The sequence below is a fragment of the Synechococcus lacustris Maggiore-St4-Slac genome (assembly GCF_024345595.1).
GTDB lineage: Bacteria > Cyanobacteriota > Cyanobacteriia > PCC-6307 > Cyanobiaceae > Synechococcus_D > Synechococcus_D lacustris.
This window is the reverse complement of record NZ_JAGQBK010000005.1, coordinates 83,322-101,683: the sequence shown is the minus strand read 5'-3', so window position 1 is coordinate 101,683 and position 18,362 is coordinate 83,322. Positions and strand designations below refer to the sequence as shown.

Here is an 18,362-nt window from a genome sequence, read left to right as displayed (position 1 = left end):
AATTAGTATTGAGAAAAGTTAGCTTTTGTTGTGGCGGTATCCGGGGGTTTACGCCACGATTTACATGGCCGTGGCCAGCGCCTAACACCACAGCGGCAAAGGGTTCTAGACCTTTTTGAACGGGTTGGCGCCGGCCATCACCTCAGCGCCGAAGACGTGCACCTGCAGTTGCTCAGGGCAGATGCGCGCGTTTCCCTCGCCACCGTTTATCGCACCCTGCGCCTGCTGGCCTCCATGGCCCTACTGCGGGAATTGGAATTACCTGAGGGCAGCCGCAGATTTGAACTGGCAAGTGCTGAACAGCACGACCATCACCATTTGGTTTGCGCCGCCTGCGGCCGCACGGAGGAATTTGATAGCGCCCAGGTGTTGCAAGCAGGCGCTGATGCCGCTGCCAAACATGGTTTTCGCTTGCTTAGCTCCAGGCTCACAGTGAGGGGCCTGTGTGGGGCCTGCGCCGCTGCGGTTTGATAGTGCAATGGCTCTTTTAGAAGCAACCCACCTCTGGCATCACTACAGCCCAGGGGAATGGGCCTTGGAAGATATCAGTTTTGAACTTGAAGCTGGTGAATTAATCGGTTTACTTGGCCCTTCGGGCTGCGGTAAAACCACCCTGCTGCGCCTGATTGCTGGGTTTGAACGCCCCGTTCAGGGCAGCATTTCCCTTGGCGGCCAGCTCATTTCCTCTCCCCAGCGCTGCCTGCCGCCTGAACGGCGTGGGGTGGGCATGGTGTTTCAGGACTACGCCCTTTTCCCCCACCTAGATGCTTGGCAAAATGCCAGTTTTGGCTGCCGCACTGCAGCTGATCAGCGCCGGGCTGAATGGCTATTGGTTCAATTGGGTATCAATGAATTAAAGCGCCGTTATCCCCATGAGCTGTCCGGCGGCCAGCGCCAGCGGTTGGCCCTAGTGAGAGCCCTGGCGCCCGGGCCGCAATTACTGCTTTTGGATGAACCCTTCTCCAACCTTGATGTGGAAGTGCGTTTGCGCTTACGCAGTGAACTGCGCCAAGTGCTAGCTGAATGCGGCGTTAGTGCGGTGATGGTTACCCATGATCCCCAGGAGGCCCTCGCCGTATGCGATCGCGTAGCGGTCATGAAAGATGGCGGTTGGCATCAATACTCCAGCCCCCGCCAGCTGGTGGCTGAACCGGCCACGGCATTCGTGGCCAGATTTGTGCTGCAGGGCAATGTGTTGCCCCTCAGTTGCATTCAAGCCCTTGCCGATGGTGGCGCTGCCTTTGGTGTAGCCGGCGCGCCAGCCACACCAGATTGTGATGTGTTGCTGCGTCAAGACTCCCTCGCGGTGCAGCTTGATGCCAACGGTTCAGCAAAGCTTGTGGGCCGAGAATTTCTTGGTGATGAATGGCTTTATCAATTTGAATTGCAAGGCGAATTGCTGCGCCTAAAAGTGCCCCTTGAGCAGGAGTTGGAGCTGGGTAGTTTTTGCCGAATCAGTTTGCAACCGGGGGCAAAGGCCCTGTTGTTTCCTCCCGCAGTTGCGGCACCAGCATTAGGGCGGAGCTAAGCCCCAAGCCAACGATCAAAAGTGCAGGTGCAAGGGCAGCGCCAAGCCTTTCATCACTGGCGTATTGATAAACCCGCACCGCCAAGGTGTCGAAATTAAATGGACGCAGGGCAAAGGTGAGCGGTAACTCCTTAACGGTGTCTACAAACACCAAAAGGCCCGCCAGCAGCAGGGGGCTGCGCAGAACCGGCAGGTGCACCATTGTTAAAACGCTTTGCCAGTTTTTACCGAGGCTTGCTGCCGCTTCTTCGATGCTGGGGGGCAGCCTTTCTAAACTTGCATCTAGGCCCCCTTTTGCCACCGCTAAAAAGCGATTGCCATATCCCCATAGCAATAGCAGTAGGGGTGGTACGCCAAGGGGGGCAAATAGGAGCAATAGGGCAAGGGCTAACACCGCCCCCGGCACCGCATAGCCAAGGCCAGCCATAAACACGGAAGCCTGCAACCAGGGCAGCTTTAACCAACGGCTACCAACGGCCAAAATCAGGGCCATAAAAAGGGCAAGCACTGCAGCGCCAAGGCCAAGGGCCAAGCTGCGGCCGCTGAGGCCAATTAATTCAGCCAGGTTTTCCTGGCGCAACTGGTCCCAACTGCTACAAATCCAAATCAGTGGGATACCGCCACTCAGTAGGGGCGGCAAGAGGCAAAGGCTTGAGGCAAGCCAGGCCCTAGGGCCATGTAGCTGCCAGCCCTCAAAGCGATCGCCGGGGCCGGCTTGATCCCAGCGGCGACTAAGGCGCCTTTGCCAGCGTTCCGCCGCCACCAGCAAAGCCACCACGGCAAGGGCAGTGAGGGCAAGGCTTGTGGCACCCTGGGGGTCGCCCTCTCCCTGCCAGCGCTGCAGCAGGCCAGTGGAAAGGGTTGGTACCCCCAGTAATTCAACGGCGCCAAATTCATTCACCACTTCCATGCCTGCAAGGGCAATGCCGCTGGCAATGGCTGGTAAGGCCATGGGAAGGGCCACGCGTTTGAAGCTGCCCCATGCTGCTAAACCAAGGCTGCGGCTGGCTTCCAGGTGGCGGCGACCGCTTTGACGAAAGCTGTCGCGGCTTAATAACACCACATAGGGCATGGTGCTGAGGATCAACACCGCTGCAGCCCAGCTGATTCCATGCAGGCGCAGCCCATGGCGACTGCCCAGATCGGTAATAACTGCTGCTTCCAGGTAGGCGGGGATGGCAAGCGGTATCAGCTGGGCAATGGTGAGCAGCCCCCTAGCCGGAAACCTGCAACATGCCGTTAACCAGCCGATGGCGGTGCCAAGGCAGCCCACACCAATGGCCACCAGCAACAAAAGCAGCAGGGTGTTGCCCAGTTGCTCAAACCCTTCGCGGCCAAGGGCGCTGAAGGCGCCTCCTGGCCTTGAGAGGCAATAAAAGAAAAGACCAATCAAGGGCAGCAGATTGAGGGCTGCAGTGCCGCTGAGGATTGCAAGCAGGTTGAAACGGGGGGGCAGCCTTATTTCCAATCGTTGTTTTCCATTAATTGCACGGCAAGTTTGTTGTTGGCACCAAGGGTTTCGGCTGAAATGCCACTGGTTTTAAAGGGGCCAAAACTTTTCAACCATGGGTTATCGCCATAGCCTTTAAGTGGATATTCGTTGTTGGCTTCGGCATAACCTTTGCCGCCACTAGGGGAAGCCAGAAATTCAATCAGTTTTTGAGCTGCTTCTGGATTGCGGGCTGAGCTTGTTACACCAGCACCGCTGATATTCACGTGGGCTGGGTTTGGCATTATCAATTTGAGATTTTTTGCTAGGCGTTGATCCGCCTCCCCGGATTCTCCGGAAAGCATGCGGGCTACGTAATAGGTATTCACCAGGGCTGCTCCGCATTGCCCTTGGGCAACAGCCCTAGTTAGGGCGGTGTCAGAGCTGAATACGGGCTGGGCAAGATTTGCCTGCATCGATTTGATCCAGCTGCTGGTGGCAACTGCTCCGTTGCTCACCAATTGATCTGCCACTAGGGATTGGTTGTAAACGCTTTTACGATCCCTTAGGCAAAGCTTGCCTTTCAATTGGGGGCTGGCCAGGTCGCCATAGGTGCGAATTGAAGCCGGAGAAACCAATTTTGGGTTAACGATTACAGCCCTCACCCTGCGGGTGAGGCCAAACCAACGGCCGCGGCTGTCGCGATATTGAACCGGCACTTCCCTCAGCAACTGGGGCGATTTAAGTGGTTTAAACAGGCCTAAATCAGCGGCGCGATCAAGCCGCGCTGCATCCACGAGCACGAGCACATCGGCAGGGCTGCCGGAACCCTCTGCCTGTAAACGCTGTATGAGGGCATCATCTTTAGCTTCCAGCAGATTTACTTCGATGCCGGTGCGTTGGCTAAAAAGTTTGTAGAGCTGCTTATCGCTGTTGTAATGACGGCCCGAATAAACCCCGATCGATTCAGCTCCGGCAGGGGCCGCGGCTAAGCAGAAAAAAGCAGGCAAATAAAGCCAAACAAAAGAACGAACCAAAGGCTTGTTGAGAACTGATCTCAACCTATAACTAAAACGGGGCTATTTGCAAGTGCTTCTCAATAGCTATAACAAATGTTCAATAGCGACGCCTCACGGCAACCGGGATTGGTTGCAGGATGCCGCCGCCCGAGTCGTCGTCGTCTGAGTTGGGCCTTAGGTAGAGAATGATGCCGATGGCAAGAGCGATTGCCCCAAGCAGCGCCGGTTCGATCATTACAAAAGTTCATCTTTCGAAACCCTAGTGGGATCAAGGCTGAGCTGTTGTTTTTTTGCCTTGTTTGCCCAGTTGCCATCCCACCAAACTGCCCAGCAGTGCCGCCGGTAAGGCATGGCCCTTTAGAACCGCCAGTGTTACGAATAGGGGCACCAGTGGTTGGGCCAAGATCGCCGCTTGAATGCTTGCCACCAGTGCGCTAACCGCCACCTCGTTGGGAATGATCCCTAGGGCTTGATGAAGCCCTGAAGCGATCGCAGCAGCGCCAATTATCAAAGGAAAGAAAAGGCCGCCCACCCAGCCGCTCTCTAGGCAGAGGGCGCAAAGGCCAATTTTTAGAAGGCCAAGCAGCAAAAGTGCCCCTGGCCCCTGCATCAATGCGCCTTGGAGCAGGGGGCTCAATTGTTGCTCCCCAGAAAACAAAGCAAGCGGTTGCCAAATATTTACTAAAGCCAGCACCAGCCCTGCGAACAGCGCCTGGTTCAGGGTTGACACCGAGAAGCGTTGCCATTGCTTGCTTAGTTGCTGCCGCAATCCCAAAAACAACAAGCCCAAGCAGCCGCCAAGCAGGCCAAGCACCAGGGCCCACAGCAGGTTCAAGCCCGCCTGGCTGGGGCTTTGCGGCCAAATAAAGGCAACCCCCTGTTCACCACCACCAAACCTGTTGAAACCTTGGGTTAGGGCAAAGCCAGCGATTCCGCCCAGCAGCGCCGCCAGCCAGCTCCAGCGGGATTTGGTTAAGTTGATTTTTGGGCTTATTGATTGTTGAACTCGTTTTAGGTTGAGGTTTATTTCGGCCAGCATCCGGCTCAGCATCGCCTCCGGGCCAAGGCTTCCACCCCCCACTAAGGCAAGCAGCCCCAGCAAAAGGTGGCTGCCTCTGAAACTGAGATCAAGGCTTTGTTGCTGTTCGTTTGTTTGCCGCAGTTGGGCAAGGGTTACATGCAATTCCGGCAGGGGTTGGGCCCCAGCACGGCGCAAAAGACCAATGGCAAGCCCAGTAATTAAGGGCAGCAAAAACTGCCAAACCACAGGCGCTTGGGAGGGAAATCCGCGTAGCACCTGTTGCCCCCAAGCCAATTGGCTGAGGTAATCAAGCAATGCCATCACTAAGCCACCCAGTAGCCCGGTGATGGCCCCGGTTAAAAAGTTGGCAAAAACGCTAACTAAAACCCTTGCCTGCATCAGGTGCCTCGCAGGCTTGCAGCTGCTTAAGTAATTTGGGCTGATTTAAATTTCTGCCGATCAAAACTATTTGGTTGCTGCGCTCCCCTTGCCAATCGCTGTCGTCTATGGAAAAGCGCTTGCCGGCTAAGTGAAAAATATGACGCCGCTCGCTTTCATTAAACCAGAGAATACCTTTAGCTCTAAACACCTCAGGGGGAAGTTGATTATCTAGAAAGTTTTGAAATTTACGCAAACCTAAGGGCTTTTTGCTGCTGTAGGAAAGCGATGTAAATCCCTCGATTGAAGCGGGTTCTGATTGCTTGTGATCGTGGTCATGGTTGTGATGGCCATGGTCATGGTTGTGATGGCCATGGTCATGGTTGTGATGGCCATGGTCATGGTTGTGATGATCGTGATTGTTGTGGTGATGGTTTTTATGTTTTTGTTCTTCAACGATGCGATCGGATTCAAATAAGCCAACGCTTAGCAGTAAAGGTAAAGGCACCTCCCCTTTAACACAATGCAGCAGCCGAGCATCTTTTTTCACTTCTGCTAGCTGGTTTTCCAGCTCTTTAAGGCGTTCCGCTGATACGAGATCTGTTTTGTTAAGCAATAAGATATCTCCATAAAGAACCTGGGCTCTACCAACTTGGGTGTTGAGCACTTCAGCATCAAAATTTTCAGCATCCACCACCGTAATTATCGAATCGAGCCGGGTGAGATCACGTAAATCACTACCTAGAAAAGTCATGGCAACGGGCAATGGATCAGCAAGGCCAGTGGTTTCAACCACCATGTAATCAATGGGATCCGGCCGATCGAGCACCTTGTAAACCGTTTGCAGCAGTTCATCATTAATGCTGCAGCAAATGCAGCCATTGTTTAGCTCTACTGTGTTATCACTGCTATTGATAATTAATTCATTGTCAATGCCGATTTCACCAAATTCATTAACTAAAACTGCGGTTTTAACCCCCTCCTGGTTGGCGAGGATGTGATTGAGCAGTGTGGTTTTACCCGCGCCGAGAAAGCCCGTGAGAATGGTTACTGGAATCGGTTTTTTGTTTGGGGTGGCGGTCATTCAATTAGGTGATGGTGCGTGGATGGTTTTTAGTGTTTTGGTTTAGCTGGCTGGTTTGCAGTTAGCGCAAATCCCAAATACCTCAAGGGTATGAAATAGGGGTGTGAAACCCGTTGGCGTGTGTATTGATAGGGACTGCTGTTCCACGGGGCATTGGGCTAGGGCTGAACTGCTGCCGCATTCAACGCAGGTGAGATGGTGCACATCCCTTTCCCTAGGGGCATATAGGGCTTCTCCGTTGGCCAGATGACGGCAACGCACTTGCCCCTGTTGTTGCAGGCTGCGCAGATGGCGATACACGGTGGCGAGGCCGATGGCACCACCCTCTGCTTTGATGCGGGCGTGGAGGGCTTGACCACTTAATTCCTCCTCACTGCTGCGCAACACATCAAGCAGCAGGTTTTGCCTGGTTGCCGAACTCAGCACCATGGAGCACTCCAGTTCTTAGCAACTGTAGTAAAAATGATTCCTATTGCTGGTTTGCCCAAGGCGGCGGCAATTGCCAATAGGCGGCATTTTTGCTGTTTTCCCGAGCTTCCACCTGCCAGCACCAGCTGCGGCCAGCATCCCTGGCGTAGAGAAGCGCATTGGTTTGTTCCCACACCCAGTGGGCACTGCCTTCCATGCCAACATTTGCCATCACGCGCAGATCCAAGGCGCCCAATTCGTGCAGCCGCTGCCATTCCGGCAGCAGGGGATCATCGGCATTTGCCAAAAAGGTGTGATCAAATTGCTGATCCAAAACCTGACGTAATGCCTTGAGGCTGGAAAAATCCACCACAAAGCCATGCTGGTTTAGTTCTTTTGCGCCAAACCAACAGGTGAAGCTACGGCTGTAGCCATGCACAAAATGGCAGTGGCCAGGATGGTTTGGTTGGCGGTGGCAGCAGGGGAATCCCTCGAACTGCTTAGAGCAGGTGTACATAGGTGCGCCAGTGCGCTGCGAAGCTTGTTTAATCAGTTTCCCCTGCGGCCATGAATGCTCCTTGGGCTTTACCCCTAGAAGAGCTGCGTTTTAACCCCGACGGCCTGATTCCTGCCATTGCCCAGGATTGGCTTGATGGGGCGGTGTTGATGCTTGCTTGGATGAATCGCCAGGCCTTGGCGCAAACCCTTGCCAGCGGCCAGGTGCACTATTGGAGTCGCTCCCGCCAGGAGCTGTGGCACAAAGGCTCCAGCAGTGGCCATTTCCAACACCTCAAGGCGATTCGCTACGACTGCGATGCCGATGTGTTGTTGCTCAGCATCGAACAGCAGGGCGGCATCGCCTGCCATACGGGTGCCCGCAGTTGTTTTTATGGCTCTGGAAACCAAATCAGCTCCGGCGGTGCTGCGGCGCTGCCACCGCCTGTCGATGCCTGCACGGAATTGGCAAGGGTTATCCAGGGGCGGCTGAAGGATCCTGAACCTGGCAGCTACACAAATAAATTGCTGGAGGGTGGTGATAATCGAATTCTTAAAAAAATTGGCGAAGAAAGCGTTGAATTTGTGATGGCTTGTAAAGACAATGCCCCAGATCAAATTGCCGCAGAAGCTGCTGATTTGTTATTTCACCTTCAGGTGGCCCTAGCCCATCACGGCGTTAGCTGGCGGCAGGTGCAAGAGGTGTTGGCGGGCCGAAGGGATGCCCCCAGGAGGGAAAATTAGAGGCTGCACAAAAAATAGATTAAGTTTGAATGAGTAATTCTTGTTAGGAACAAATTTCCCCTAGAGATAGATCCCCTAGAGATAGAGCAAATGGGAAATTGGCCATGAAAGCAGCCAGCATTCCTTTCAACGAAGCAGATCGGCTGCACGCCCTGCAGGAATACCGAATTCTTGGCACCCAGCCGGAACAGTCTTATAACGATTTAACATTAATAGCAGCAGAGGTTTGTGATACTCCAATTGCATTAATGAGTTTGGTGGATGAAAATAAGCAATGGTTTAAGGCAAAAGTTGGTGTTGATGTGTTGGAAACACCAAGAGATTGGTCTTTTTGCGCCCATGCTATTCACACATTTGAGCCTTTAATTGTTGAAGATGCTTTGAATGATCAACGATTCCACGACAATCCATTAGTTTGCGGCGATCCCAACATAAGGTTTTACGGGGGTTTTCCGCTCCAGAATAATCAAGACCATCGAATTGGTACTCTCTGCGTTATTGATAGAACGCCAAAATCCCTGAACAAATCGCAAATTAAAATTATGGAAGCGCTTGCACGGCAAGCGGTTTCATTCCTTGATCTAAGGCTTAGGGCCCTGCGATTACTAGATTCATTTTGTAGTTTGGATCACTCGCCCAATATTATCTCCACCTGTTCCTACTGTCGCAAAGCAAAAAATGAGGATGGACAGTGGCAATATTTAGATCAGTATCTATCCAAGCGATCCAGCCTCAATTTCAGCCATGGAGTTTGCGATGCCTGCATGGAAGATCAATTCCCTGAGGTTTTAGAAATTTGGAAGCAGGATGAAAAAGAGAAATTTAGAAATAATTATCGTTCAAAAATAAACTTAAAAACAGAAGGGTAAAAATTGAGCTCTGCAGGCGGCGTAGCCATCAACTAGCGCGCCAAGGCCAATCTGGTGGGCAATGCCAAAGCCAGTGAGGCCCTCTACTACAACTCCAATCACGATGCCAACCATGGCCGCACGGCCATTGAAGCGCTCAACTTTTTGCAATTGCTCCATGTGGGTCATCTGCTCGGCGCGGGCTTGGAACAATTTGCTGTTGCTGGCGGAGTTGTCCATTGCTGGTTTGCGTGTTGCGAAATATTACAGGCTTTGTAACGGATTGTAAAGATCTTCCCTTTATGGCCCTAGGTGCTCGTTTCGCGCCCCCGCCTTTGATCAATTAGTCGGGCAAGCTCAAGGAAATAGCCCGCAGTGCACCACTTGCCATGGTTGCGATCTCTATTCACTGAGTCGCTCCTCAGCTCAGCTGTTTCAGCCAAAAGCAGGTCGAGCTCCCCTTGGGGGAGCTCGTAGAGCTCCTGAAGTTCTATGGATCGATCAAGTAGGTGGCTTTTAAACCACTTTTGATTTTGCTCTTGGAGGGGGATATCCATTTTGAGCAAAGCTAAGCAAGCCCTAAACCTAGCCAAGCTGAAATCTATTGAAAAGTTGTTTTGTTATTTCGCATCACTTGATACAGAAGCTGCGGCCATTGAGCTCCTAATCATGTTTAATCTCTGGTGAGCCAATGTTTAGTGATGAGGGTGTAAAGCCTGCCTTAAACGGGCAGGCGAACCCCAAAACCTTATCCGCTTTGCTGAGTATAATTACTGGTGCTTTTTTTGTTCTGCTTGGCGCCTTAGCCTCTGAGCAAATGAGATTGGATAAGTGCAGGGCGGAAAGTAAATTGCCCCAATCTGCTTGGGCCACTGGAGTTTCCCTTTGCTCCCATGGCGCCCTTGTTAGGAGTTCAACTCAAAACCATTGAAATCGGATCCAAATTTGTAAAAGTAAATCTGCTTTTATGTGCAAGCCTGGAGGGCTGATTGGTGATTGATCAAAAAGATAAGTGGAACCGCGGCTTGGATCTGTTTATTGAATCGGTTTTAAAGCCAGATCCAAAACTTCGCAATTGTGCCCATAATCAAGAATGCTTCAATGAATTAATGGAAGTTCGTAAAAATATTTTAGAACACCTCGAGAGCATGCGCTGGCATGAATAAGTAGTTTTCCCGTTAGATCGCTTGCTTTTTCTTCTATCTTTTAACAAGAAGCGGTTTTGGTTCATTAGAGCTTGTGAAGGGCCCCCTGCAGGTTGTGTGGTTCAAGCGGGATCTGCGTATTGCAGACCACAAACCGCTGTTGGAAGCCAGCCGGCTAGGTGCGGTACTTCCCCTTTATGTGGTGGAACCCCACTACTGGCAGCAGAGCGATTGCTCTGGGAGGCAATGGCAATTCTGTGCTGAAAGCTTGTTGGAGTTGAGGTTGTCCCTAGCCCGTTTGGGGCAACCCCTAGTGGTGCGCTGCGGCCAGGTGGAACAGGTGTTGGAGCGGGCCCACCATCAATTTGGCATCGCTGGCCTTTGGAGCCATGAGGAAACCGGTAATGGTTTCACCTACGCCCGTGATTTACGGGTGGCCGCCTGGGCGAGGCGGCATTCGATTAAGTGGCATGAATTTGCCCAGTTCGGTGTTATTCGCGGACTAAAAAACCGCAAGGGTTGGGCCCGCCGCTGGGAGGGCCGCATGGCTGAAATGCTCGCCCCGCCGCCGGAGCGCCTAATACCCTTGGAGGGCATAGAAATTGGTGAAATTCCCTCTGCCCATGGGCTGGGCCTAGAGCCCGATTTATTGCCACGCAGGCAGCATGGAGGCAGCCGTGAGGCTGTTCAGTTGCTATCAAGCTTTTTAACTGAACGCAGCCGTCGCTACCAGGCTGATATCTCAAGCCCGATAACCGCGGCCGCCAGCTGCTCCCGCCTCTCCCCCCATTTGAGCTGGGGCACCCTTTCATTGCGTGAAGTGGTGCAACTCACAAGAAAGCGCCGTTTCTGTTTTGCCGATAGCCCTGCAGAGCGCAGCTGGAGCAGATCTTTGCAGCGCTTTGACAATCGCCTTCACTGGCACTGCCATTTTATTCAAAAGCTTGAAAGTAAGCCCAGCCTTGAATATCAAGAGCTTTACAGCGGCAGGTTTGTGCAGCGCAGCAGCAATGAAAAACGTTTAAAGGCCTGGGCTTTGGGTTGCACTGGCCTGCCGTTTGTAGATGCCTGCATGCGTTCTTTAATTGCTACCGGCTGGCTTAATTTCCGCATGCGGGCAATGCTTATTTCCGTTGCGAGTTACCAACTGCTGCTCCCCTGGCGCGAAAGCGGCATGTATTTAGCCCGCCTATTTATTGATTATGAGCCTGGCATCCATTGGAGCCAATGCCAAATGCAATCTGGCACCACGGGAAATAAAACCGTGCGTATATATAACCCCCTTAAGCAAGGTCTTGATCACGATTTATCCGGCAATTTTATTCGTAGATGGCTTCCCGAATTACGCCGTGTGCCAGCGGTATATCTACATCAACCGTGGACGATGGATCCACAAACCCAAGATCGAGTTGGTTGTGTGATTGGCAGCTCCTATCCAAAACCAATTGTGAGTTTTGCAAAACCGGCAAAACCGCTAAATCCCGCCCAGCTTAATCTTTTTTGCCTTTAAGGCAGTTTTGAAGGTTATCCCGAGCAATTTCTAAAGCAACTTGGCAGGTTTCCCTGTCGTCTTTATCTATTTCACCTTGATCTCCCCGTAATCGTTGTTCCAAGAATTCGATCTCCTCCTGCCAGTGCTCAGCACCTAGATCAGCTATGGAAGAAAGTTCATCATGGCCATTATCTTCCGCCATATCGTCTGCTAAAGAAAAATCGTCGTCCCGCATGGTGATAACTGGTTTTGGGCTGGTTGTGAAATCAAGCCTTTCGCAACTATATTAATGGCTAGAACAAGAAAAACCAATGAAACGCTTTATTGCTCTTTTGCTGGCATTCAGCGTTGGATCAGCCGCCATGGCCCACGGCAGCGCTACCGGAGGTGCCCTTGCCGGTGCTACCCACCCGTTGCTGGGTTTTGATCATCTGTTGATGCTGATCGCCGTTGGCACCGCAGCGGCTTCCATCTCCTCCCAGCTGCTGTTGTGGGCCCTTGGTGGTGCTGTTGTTGGCGCCGCAGTGGGCTTTACAGGTTTCCAGCTGGGATCAGCTGAGCTGTTGGCAACATTGGCCATATCCGTGCTAGCTGGCATTTCTCTGCTGTCTTGGAGATTTCCTAATAACTTCAGCGCAAATAAAATCAGCGGCATTTTGGTGGCAGCAGCGGTTTCAATTCACGCCATGTTGCATGGCTTGGAAGCACCTAAAGACAACACAAGTTTGATTTGGTGGAGTGCTGCACTTTTAAGCTCCGCTGTTATAGCCGGTGGCACTTATTTACTGCTGAAAAAATCAGCAATTGCCTATAGAAAAACAGCAGCGATCACTTTGCTTGTGTTGGGTGGAGCGCTTTCTTTTGTTCTTTAAATTTTGCTGCTAAAAATATTTCAGATGAAACAACGGCTCACGAATGGTGAAGTCATCGCCCTCAATAGGGCGCTGTAGCTGATCTGAAAGCGTTGCTCGTCTCCAACACCAAGTTTCATGGCGGCTCCGCTAACCACTAGGTGGTCGCTGGAGGCTCCCTCAATGGTGAGTTCAGCTGCGCTAAGGCCCGCTGGATCGGCATCTTGCTCGCCAAGGGCAAGCAGGGCTCGCCTTGTCATTGGTTGAGCTGGCGTTATTTGTGGAGTTATTTGTGATGTTGTTGGTCCATTAGAAAAGCTCGTGGAGTGGGGTGTTCCCCACGGTTGGCTTGGTTTTAGCTTGCACTCAATCACCTCAGCTACCAGGGTTATGGCATCCGTATAGAGCCCTGGTATTTGCTTGCGGGTGAGAGGTTCTCTGCCGAGTAGCAGTGCCTCGCCAAGGCGCAGGTGGTTGATCCGGCCTGGCTTCCCACCGCTTGCTAGCCAGGGAAGATTGGCGGAGTTGCCACCGGAACACCACTCCAATTTGATGCCAAAACGTGCCTCCATGGCATTAATGAGCCGCGATAGCTCCGCCATGTTGGTTGGATCAGGAGCGATCCCGTGCTGGCAACCCAAATTGGTGCCTATCCCCACCAGCAACAAACTTGGTAGCGCCAAGGTGAGCACCACCATCGCCTCCAGGTCTGCGGCGAGGACGCCTTCGCGCAAATCCCCAAGCTCCACCATCAACATCACCCCATGGCGTACTCCCTGGCAAGCCGCCGCAGCAGCAAGGGCTTTGAGCACGATTAGTTCGCTATTGCAACTGATGGCCGCATGGGCCACCACCCGCTCCACCTGGCTGAGCATTGGTGAACGAATCAGAAGCAAGGGAACACCTAATTCGCAACGATTCAGGATTTCAATTGATTCAATGCGCGCTTCTCCAATCGAATGCACCCCTGCTGCCACCCAGGTGCGGGCTATCTCCGGCATTCCCAGCGTTGATTTGCTCACACCAGTGACCTTGATCCCTTGGTTCGCAAGCCGATTCACCATCGTTCTTGCGTTGTGTTGAAGGTGCTCGAGATGAATCTCTAGCCTTGGAGCGCTCAAGGCTTTGGATTGGCTGGGGTACACAATTCAGGAAACGCCCGCAGCACCATTGCCACCAGGGCAGCGGGTGCGCGACTAACAGCATCGGTTACGGGAATTGCAAGTTCGGCCGAATAAAGGGCGATTGCTGCGCTCACCTCGGCGTCATCCATCCCCTCGTGGTTCAGGGTTAGGCCGATTACCCGCGTTGGTGCAAAGGATTCAATCAGCTTAATTTCACTGGCAGGTGTGGGCATGGGAATAAATGGGAAGTCGCTGAGCTGGCGGCGAGCTGGGGCATGCTGCAGAACAACTGCTTGGGGTTGGCTACCCCGCAGGATGAAGCTTGAGGAGAGGTAGGCCGGATGACTGAGGGCCCCTTGACCTTCAATCACAATCACAGCTGGTTTTTCGCTGCGATAGGCCCCAACCACAGCCGCCTCCACTTCCCCTGAGCAAAATTGGGATGGAATTGCATCTAGGGGAATGCCATAGCGGCCCCCCTGAATGAGGCCTGTTTGGCCTGTACAAACCAAAACAGCGTGAATGCCACTTTCATTAAGGGCTTGCACCAACAGAGTGGCAGTGGTGCGTTTACCGATGGCGCCATCGGTGCCGAGTACGGCGATTCGAACGCAGCTTGCTGTGGCGATTGAGCCGTTGAAGAGGTGTAGATCTTTTAAATCAGGCGGGCGTCGCACATCTCTGATCGAAACGTTGTGCTGGGCAGCGGCGGCTGCGAATTCGCGGTCTTCATTGAGGAATTCGCGCATGCCACTCACCAGATCCAATCCCGCTGCCATGGCAGCTAGCAGTGCCCGGCGATCGGCATCTCCATAGAGGCCAGTGGCAGGGGCCATGCCGTAGATAAATGTGGTGGCAGGTGGCCCCTTTAAGGCCAACGCCGTGGCTAGGTCGGCAACAATTGGTATGCCATTGCTGATGCCGTCTAGAAGCAGTCCGGCATCGTTACCCGCCAATTGGCTATCGATAACTGCCTTGATTTTGAAAGCTTCACAGAAGCGAACTAAACCATGGGCTGTTTTGCCATCTAGCCCTGCGAAGTTGCCTTCGCAATAAACTAAAGCAGCTTTTGTTACCACCGGTGGTGGCAACAAATTAACTTTCAGGTTGATAACCTGATTTGATAATGCCAATAAAGCCAGGCCCGATCAGTTACTAAAACTTTAAAAAGTTAAAGTGGAGATTTCAGGGCTCAGAGGTGGCCGCTGGGGGGCGTGGGTTCAATTAGTATAGGTTATTTACGGGGATGCCGGTTGTTTAGTTGCTGCAACTGCCTTGAGGGCAGCCAGCCTGCATGGGTGGCTGCCCCTGGAATTGCTTTTATTGAATAATTATTTATCTCAATAAGATGAACCTGCGCTGGTAGGGATTTTTGGTAATCACTGCTTTGGCGTTTTAATAAAAGTAGTAACACTTGGCGTGTTGAATCGTAGTGAAGCTTGCTGCCTGGATCAAGCTCCCTGCCAGTTAGTGGCAGCCTATGCATTAATTTTCCTTGCTTATTTAATTCTATTAACTCAAGTAAGGGTTTGCGGATGCCACTCAGCAAGAGCAGCCAAATTCTCTCTCCGCCACCAGCGCAAGCTGTTGCCAGAAGGGCCTCACTGCCAAGCCAAATTTGTTTTGGTGCTTTTCCTGGCTCCAGTAGTTCAAGCGAGCGGCGGTAATCAGGCCAATGGCGCACCAGAAGGGCTCGGCCTGGTTGCGGGCAAAAACTACTCAGGTCGCGGCTGCCGGGCAGCAATTCCTTTTTGGCAGGCAGTGGTGGCAGGCTTTGCAGGCTCAAACCATCAAGTTGTGGCACCACCAGCTGATGGCCCTGGGGAACCAGCTGAATCGGCCCGCTGGCCTCCACGGCTAGCCGTTGGGGTTGTTGTAAATCAGCAGCCTCAAATCTGCTTAACTCCACCCGGCTGCCCGGTTCCTTTGCGTTTGAAGATTGCACTAAAAGATCACCTCTATCGTCACTACTAAGGGCAGCAAAAATCAATGGATTTTTATTAATTTGTTTTTCCCATAGCGGTGTTCCCTGAGCTGAAAGCATCAGCACCCACACCTGGCTATCCATTGCTTTTAGATTATTAACAACAGCCACACCCCTGCCATTGCCTAGGGGTAAAAAGCTTTGAATCAGGCCCCGCACCGGTGATAGCGGCTGCCAGCTATTTTTATGCCAGCGTTGGATTTGATCACCGCCTACCACTGGCCTTGCGGCTAATAATGTTGGCCTTAGCTCCCATAGCCAGCGGCTCTTTTTAAACTGCACCCCGCGGATATCTTTGCCCTTTAATTGCAATTCAAACGGCTGCTTAATCGGCCCTGTTGCTTGAATTAATAGTGTGTAATTGTTGCCATTACCTAGTAACTGATGGGCCACTTGCGGCTTTAGTTGCAAGCCGCGCCGCAAGCTTTCCCCATCCATCAAACGACTAAAACGAATGCTTAGGGCTCCGCTATTACGGCCAGGCGCTATCGCTTCAATTGCAAGCAATCGCGGCGGCCGCCTCAGTAGCAATTGTTGTTGCAGCAGTGCAAGGCCAAGGCCTGCCCCTAGCACCAGCCACCACTTTTTCATGGTTCCAGGGGCCTAGTTGGGGCCGCGATTGCTTTGATCTGCTTTGCCACCAGCACCGATCGCAGGCTGCCTTGGTGGTTTTCCACTGCCATCACGCCCTTTATTTCCAGCCATTGATCTGGCTTGGGCCAGCCCTTACTGGATTTTGTTTTGGGCCACCTAACGGCCAAACCCACTGGTGTGGCATCAGCAAGGCAACAGCGCACCAGCAATCTGGCGATCTCAGGCGGTTTACCCGGCACATCGAGCACAAAACCACTCACCTGAACGGGATCGCCGGCATAAAGATTGGGGTCGGGTTGGCTGTTTAGCAGCCGCACCCAATCGGTGAGGCTGCGTTGTTCTGGTGGCGAAAGAAATGAGAGTTCGCTTTGCCCTAATTGGGCGCCCGAGCGATTAGCCGCCAGGGTTGAGAGTGATGGTTTTGGCGGCCAAATCCATAGGCCCATGGCCGTGAGGCTCAGCACAATAAGCGGCCAGATTTTAGTTGCTTTGTTGCTTACTTTTGCTGAGCAGAAGCCGGCAATAGCAATCATCAATAGCACTAGCCCAGCAATTAGAACAAGGCTATGGAAATTGCTATGCAATAACAAATTAAGGCGTTGATCTAGCCAACATTTGAGCAGCACCGCTCCGAGAAACCCCAGCACTAGATATTTCATAGCAAAAGCAAATTCAAGGCCTGGCCCATTAGCAAAACCGTGAGGGAAACCCCAGCTAGCACAAGCCCCATGGCTCGCCAGGTAAATACCCGGCCTAGAAGGCTCACACTTTTTAGATCAATCACTGGGCCGAGTAATAAAAAGGCCAGCAGCGCCCCCGGGGTTACTTGATCTGCAAAACCCAAGGCTAAGAATGCATCAACGCTTGAGCACACGCTCACCACAAGTGCCAGCACCATGAGGCTCACCACTGAAAGGGTGGGTGCTTGGCCCAGGGCAAGGAACAGATCCCTTGGGATCAAAGTTTGAATTAAGGCAGCCACGGCACAACCCAGCACCAGCAAACTGCCCAATTCAAGAAATTCATTTACCCCATGGCTTAGTAGCCCAGCTGGTTTGTTTTGAACACTCGCTTTTGGATCCGTTGTTAGCGCCGCCAATGGTTGGCCGATTAGGCCAGTTGAGCGCTCCAGCAGGGAAACCGCTGCCAATGGTTGGCTTAAGCGCCTTTCCGCCAGCAATTCGGAATTTAAAAGTTTTGCTTCTGATATCAGTTGCAGCAAACCTGAAAGCACCAGTGCAATCACCACACTGCCGGCGGGCCTCAGCAGCAGTAACCAAGGTTTATCTGGGAAGGCAGCCCAGGTGCTCAGCAGCACCACTGGGTTGAGCACCGGCGCCGCAAACAAAAAGCCAAATGCTGTGCCCAGGGGGGCGCCCACCGCTAGCAAACGGCGGGCAACAGGCACATTGCCGCATTCGCAGGCGGGTAAAGCAAAACCGAGCAGTGCTCCACTCAGGGGCCCCAAAAGCGCTCCCTTGGGTAGTTTTTGCAGCCAATGGCCACTGGGATCCAATGCCCTTGCCAGGCTGGAAATGGCAACGCCAATTAATAAAAATGGCAATGCCTCTAGCAATAGGCCTTGAAACACCGCCCACACGGTTGCTATTTGCGCCATTGCTTCCTAGGGGCTAACGCCACTGGGTTGGTTGTAGAGCCAGTTCAAGGTGAGGCGATCCCTTTTGCTCAATTGTTTAATCGGCGTGGGCCCTGGTTTTGCTGCCATCACATCAGTGGGCTGATCACTATGGCCCCATAGGCCAAAGCCATGGCCCAATTCATGCAGGCTGGTGGCTTCGATTGCCTCCTGGCGGATGCCGGGGCTAATCAACAAATCAACAAGGGGTTCAACTATTTTTTTGCCACCCCTTTGCACCAGTTCAAAACTGAGCAGGGCCCTGCCATTACTGGCTCTGCCCCCCTGCAGCGGTGGATTGCGACGCCACAGCCTCAGGTGGGCATCGCTGGCATTTTTAACTCGAATTAATTTCAGGTGGGTGGCCCAGGTGGCCAATGATGTTTCCACGGCCCCATGCCAGCGCTTACTCCATAAATCAGGGCCTGGGGGTTCAACCCACACGCACCACAAGGGCAGGGTTACCCAACCCCTTCTCGATGGTTCCAGGGCTGCTGCATAGCCTGGCCTATCGCCAGGGGAAATACTGGCCATAGGGGCAACCTCTGGGGCTGCAACCCGCATCTCCACCGGCGGGCAGGG

General features: G+C 52.8%; 23 protein-coding genes. 7 read left to right on the top strand and 16 right to left on the bottom strand.

What is annotated here, in order from left to right; translation table 11 throughout:
• The first annotated feature begins 30 nt into the window (after positions 1 to 30).
• Both KBY68_RS05740 and KBY68_RS05735 read left to right on the top strand, forming a co-directional pair.
• On the top strand, positions 31 to 471 hold the full coding sequence (locus KBY68_RS05740; protein WP_106500102.1) for a Fur family transcriptional regulator: 441 nt from the start codon (positions 31 to 33) through the stop codon (positions 469 to 471).
• Positions 446 to 1,528, top strand: coding sequence for an ABC transporter ATP-binding protein (locus KBY68_RS05735; RefSeq protein WP_315855650.1), 1,083 nt, complete (start codon positions 446 to 448; stop codon positions 1,526 to 1,528). The genes KBY68_RS05740 and KBY68_RS05735 overlap by 26 nt, the downstream gene beginning before the upstream one ends.
• On the opposite strand, the gene KBY68_RS05730 is transcribed toward KBY68_RS05735, so the two are convergent.
• The 7 genes from KBY68_RS05730 to KBY68_RS05700 form a co-directional block, all read right to left on the bottom strand.
• A complete protein-coding gene (locus KBY68_RS05730) occupies positions 1,455 to 2,996 on the bottom strand; it encodes an ABC transporter permease (protein ID WP_255096263.1) in 1,542 nt (513 codons plus the stop codon). The genes KBY68_RS05735 and KBY68_RS05730 overlap by 74 nt on opposite strands.
• Positions 2,987 to 3,994 (bottom strand): extracellular solute-binding protein, encoded by a 1,008-nt coding sequence (locus KBY68_RS05725; RefSeq protein WP_241537144.1) that lies wholly within the window; start codon positions 3,992 to 3,994, stop codon positions 2,987 to 2,989. Before KBY68_RS05725 ends, KBY68_RS05730 begins: the two co-directional genes overlap by 10 nt.
• A gap of 79 nt (positions 3,995 to 4,073) precedes the next feature.
• On the bottom strand, positions 4,074 to 4,211 hold the full coding sequence (locus KBY68_RS05720; RefSeq protein WP_162842895.1) for a hypothetical protein: 138 nt from the start codon (positions 4,209 to 4,211) through the stop codon (positions 4,074 to 4,076).
• A 33-nt stretch (positions 4,212 to 4,244) separates the two neighbouring features.
• Positions 4,245 to 5,396: a chloride channel protein gene (locus KBY68_RS05715; protein WP_255096262.1), complete on the bottom strand. Its 1,152-nt coding sequence runs from the start codon at positions 5,394 to 5,396 to the stop codon at positions 4,245 to 4,247.
• A complete protein-coding gene (locus tag KBY68_RS05710; protein WP_255096261.1) occupies positions 5,374 to 6,459 on the bottom strand; it encodes a CobW family GTP-binding protein in 1,086 nt (361 codons plus the stop codon). The genes KBY68_RS05715 and KBY68_RS05710 overlap by 23 nt, the downstream gene beginning before the upstream one ends.
• 42 nt (positions 6,460 to 6,501) lie before the next feature.
• Positions 6,502 to 6,888, bottom strand: coding sequence for a Fur family transcriptional regulator (locus tag KBY68_RS05705; RefSeq protein WP_106500098.1), 387 nt, complete (start codon positions 6,886 to 6,888; stop codon positions 6,502 to 6,504).
• 40 nt (positions 6,889 to 6,928) lie between these two features.
• Positions 6,929 to 7,384: a 6-carboxytetrahydropterin synthase gene (locus KBY68_RS05700; protein WP_255096259.1), complete on the bottom strand. Its 456-nt coding sequence runs from the start codon at positions 7,382 to 7,384 to the stop codon at positions 6,929 to 6,931.
• A 50-nt stretch (positions 7,385 to 7,434) separates the two neighbouring features.
• On the opposite strand from KBY68_RS05700, the gene hisIE reads away from it, so the two are divergent.
• Both hisIE and KBY68_RS05690 read left to right on the top strand, forming a co-directional pair.
• Positions 7,435 to 8,106, top strand: a complete 672-nt coding sequence (gene hisIE, locus KBY68_RS05695) for a bifunctional phosphoribosyl-AMP cyclohydrolase/phosphoribosyl-ATP diphosphatase HisIE (RefSeq protein ID WP_106500096.1) — start codon at positions 7,435 to 7,437, stop codon at positions 8,104 to 8,106.
• 104 nt (positions 8,107 to 8,210) lie between these two features.
• On the top strand, positions 8,211 to 8,975 hold the full coding sequence (locus tag KBY68_RS05690) for a GAF domain-containing protein (RefSeq protein WP_255096257.1): 765 nt from the start codon (positions 8,211 to 8,213) through the stop codon (positions 8,973 to 8,975).
• Here KBY68_RS05690 and KBY68_RS05685 read toward each other — a convergent pair.
• A complete protein-coding gene (locus KBY68_RS05685) occupies positions 8,958 to 9,194 on the bottom strand; it encodes a chlorophyll a/b-binding protein (RefSeq protein WP_106500094.1) in 237 nt (78 codons plus the stop codon). The genes KBY68_RS05690 and KBY68_RS05685 overlap by 18 nt on opposite strands.
• 68 nt (positions 9,195 to 9,262) lie before the next feature.
• Positions 9,263 to 9,511, bottom strand: a complete 249-nt coding sequence (locus KBY68_RS05680) for a hypothetical protein (protein ID WP_106500093.1) — start codon at positions 9,509 to 9,511, stop codon at positions 9,263 to 9,265.
• Between the two features lie 435 nt (positions 9,512 to 9,946).
• On the opposite strand from KBY68_RS05680, the gene KBY68_RS05675 reads away from it, so the two are divergent.
• On the top strand, positions 9,947 to 10,120 hold the full coding sequence (locus tag KBY68_RS05675) for a hypothetical protein (protein WP_255096256.1): 174 nt from the start codon (positions 9,947 to 9,949) through the stop codon (positions 10,118 to 10,120).
• Between the two features lie 73 nt (positions 10,121 to 10,193).
• The gene (locus tag KBY68_RS05670) at positions 10,194 to 11,609 is read left to right on the top strand and encodes a cryptochrome/deoxyribodipyrimidine photo-lyase family protein (RefSeq protein ID WP_255096255.1); all 1,416 of its coding nucleotides are present in this window, start codon (positions 10,194 to 10,196) and stop codon (positions 11,607 to 11,609) included.
• On the opposite strand, the gene KBY68_RS05665 is transcribed toward KBY68_RS05670, so the two are convergent.
• The gene (locus tag KBY68_RS05665) at positions 11,590 to 11,826 is read right to left on the bottom strand and encodes a hypothetical protein (RefSeq protein ID WP_133165185.1); all 237 of its coding nucleotides are present in this window, start codon (positions 11,824 to 11,826) and stop codon (positions 11,590 to 11,592) included. The two genes, KBY68_RS05670 and KBY68_RS05665, sit on opposite strands and share 20 nt — an antisense overlap.
• Before the next feature lie 76 nt (positions 11,827 to 11,902).
• Here KBY68_RS05665 and KBY68_RS05660 point away from each other — a divergent pair, with 76 nt between their 5' ends.
• Positions 11,903 to 12,463 carry a HupE/UreJ family protein gene (locus KBY68_RS05660; RefSeq protein WP_255096254.1) on the top strand — a complete coding sequence of 187 codons (561 nt, stop codon included), beginning with the start codon at positions 11,903 to 11,905 and terminating at the stop codon, positions 12,461 to 12,463.
• Positions 12,464 to 12,483: 20 nt separating this feature from the next.
• Here KBY68_RS05660 and KBY68_RS05655 read toward each other — a convergent pair whose 3' ends face one another.
• The 6 genes from KBY68_RS05655 to KBY68_RS05630 all read right to left on the bottom strand — a co-directional run bounded on the left by KBY68_RS05655 (position 12,484) and on the right by KBY68_RS05630 (position 18,344).
• The gene (locus KBY68_RS05655; RefSeq protein ID WP_255096253.1) at positions 12,484 to 13,563 is read right to left on the bottom strand and encodes an alanine/ornithine racemase family PLP-dependent enzyme; all 1,080 of its coding nucleotides are present in this window, start codon (positions 13,561 to 13,563) and stop codon (positions 12,484 to 12,486) included.
• A complete protein-coding gene (locus KBY68_RS05650; RefSeq protein ID WP_255096252.1) occupies positions 13,560 to 14,699 on the bottom strand; it encodes an N-acetyltransferase DgcN family protein in 1,140 nt (379 codons plus the stop codon). Before KBY68_RS05650 ends, KBY68_RS05655 begins: the two co-directional genes overlap by 4 nt.
• A 101-nt stretch (positions 14,700 to 14,800) precedes the next feature.
• On the bottom strand, positions 14,801 to 16,141 hold the full coding sequence (locus KBY68_RS05645; protein WP_255096251.1) for a hypothetical protein: 1,341 nt from the start codon (positions 16,139 to 16,141) through the stop codon (positions 14,801 to 14,803).
• On the bottom strand, positions 16,138 to 16,791 hold the full coding sequence (locus tag KBY68_RS05640) for a TIGR03943 family putative permease subunit (RefSeq protein ID WP_255096250.1): 654 nt from the start codon (positions 16,789 to 16,791) through the stop codon (positions 16,138 to 16,140). The genes KBY68_RS05645 and KBY68_RS05640 overlap by 4 nt, the downstream gene beginning before the upstream one ends.
• A gap of 8 nt (positions 16,792 to 16,799) precedes the next feature.
• Positions 16,800 to 17,762 carry a permease gene (locus tag KBY68_RS05635; RefSeq protein ID WP_255096249.1) on the bottom strand — a complete coding sequence of 321 codons (963 nt, stop codon included), beginning with the start codon at positions 17,760 to 17,762 and terminating at the stop codon, positions 16,800 to 16,802.
• 6 nt (positions 17,763 to 17,768) lie between these two features.
• The gene (locus tag KBY68_RS05630) at positions 17,769 to 18,344 is read right to left on the bottom strand and encodes a zinc metalloprotease (protein ID WP_255096248.1); all 576 of its coding nucleotides are present in this window, start codon (positions 18,342 to 18,344) and stop codon (positions 17,769 to 17,771) included.
• Positions 18,345 to 18,362: the final 18 nt, after the last annotated feature.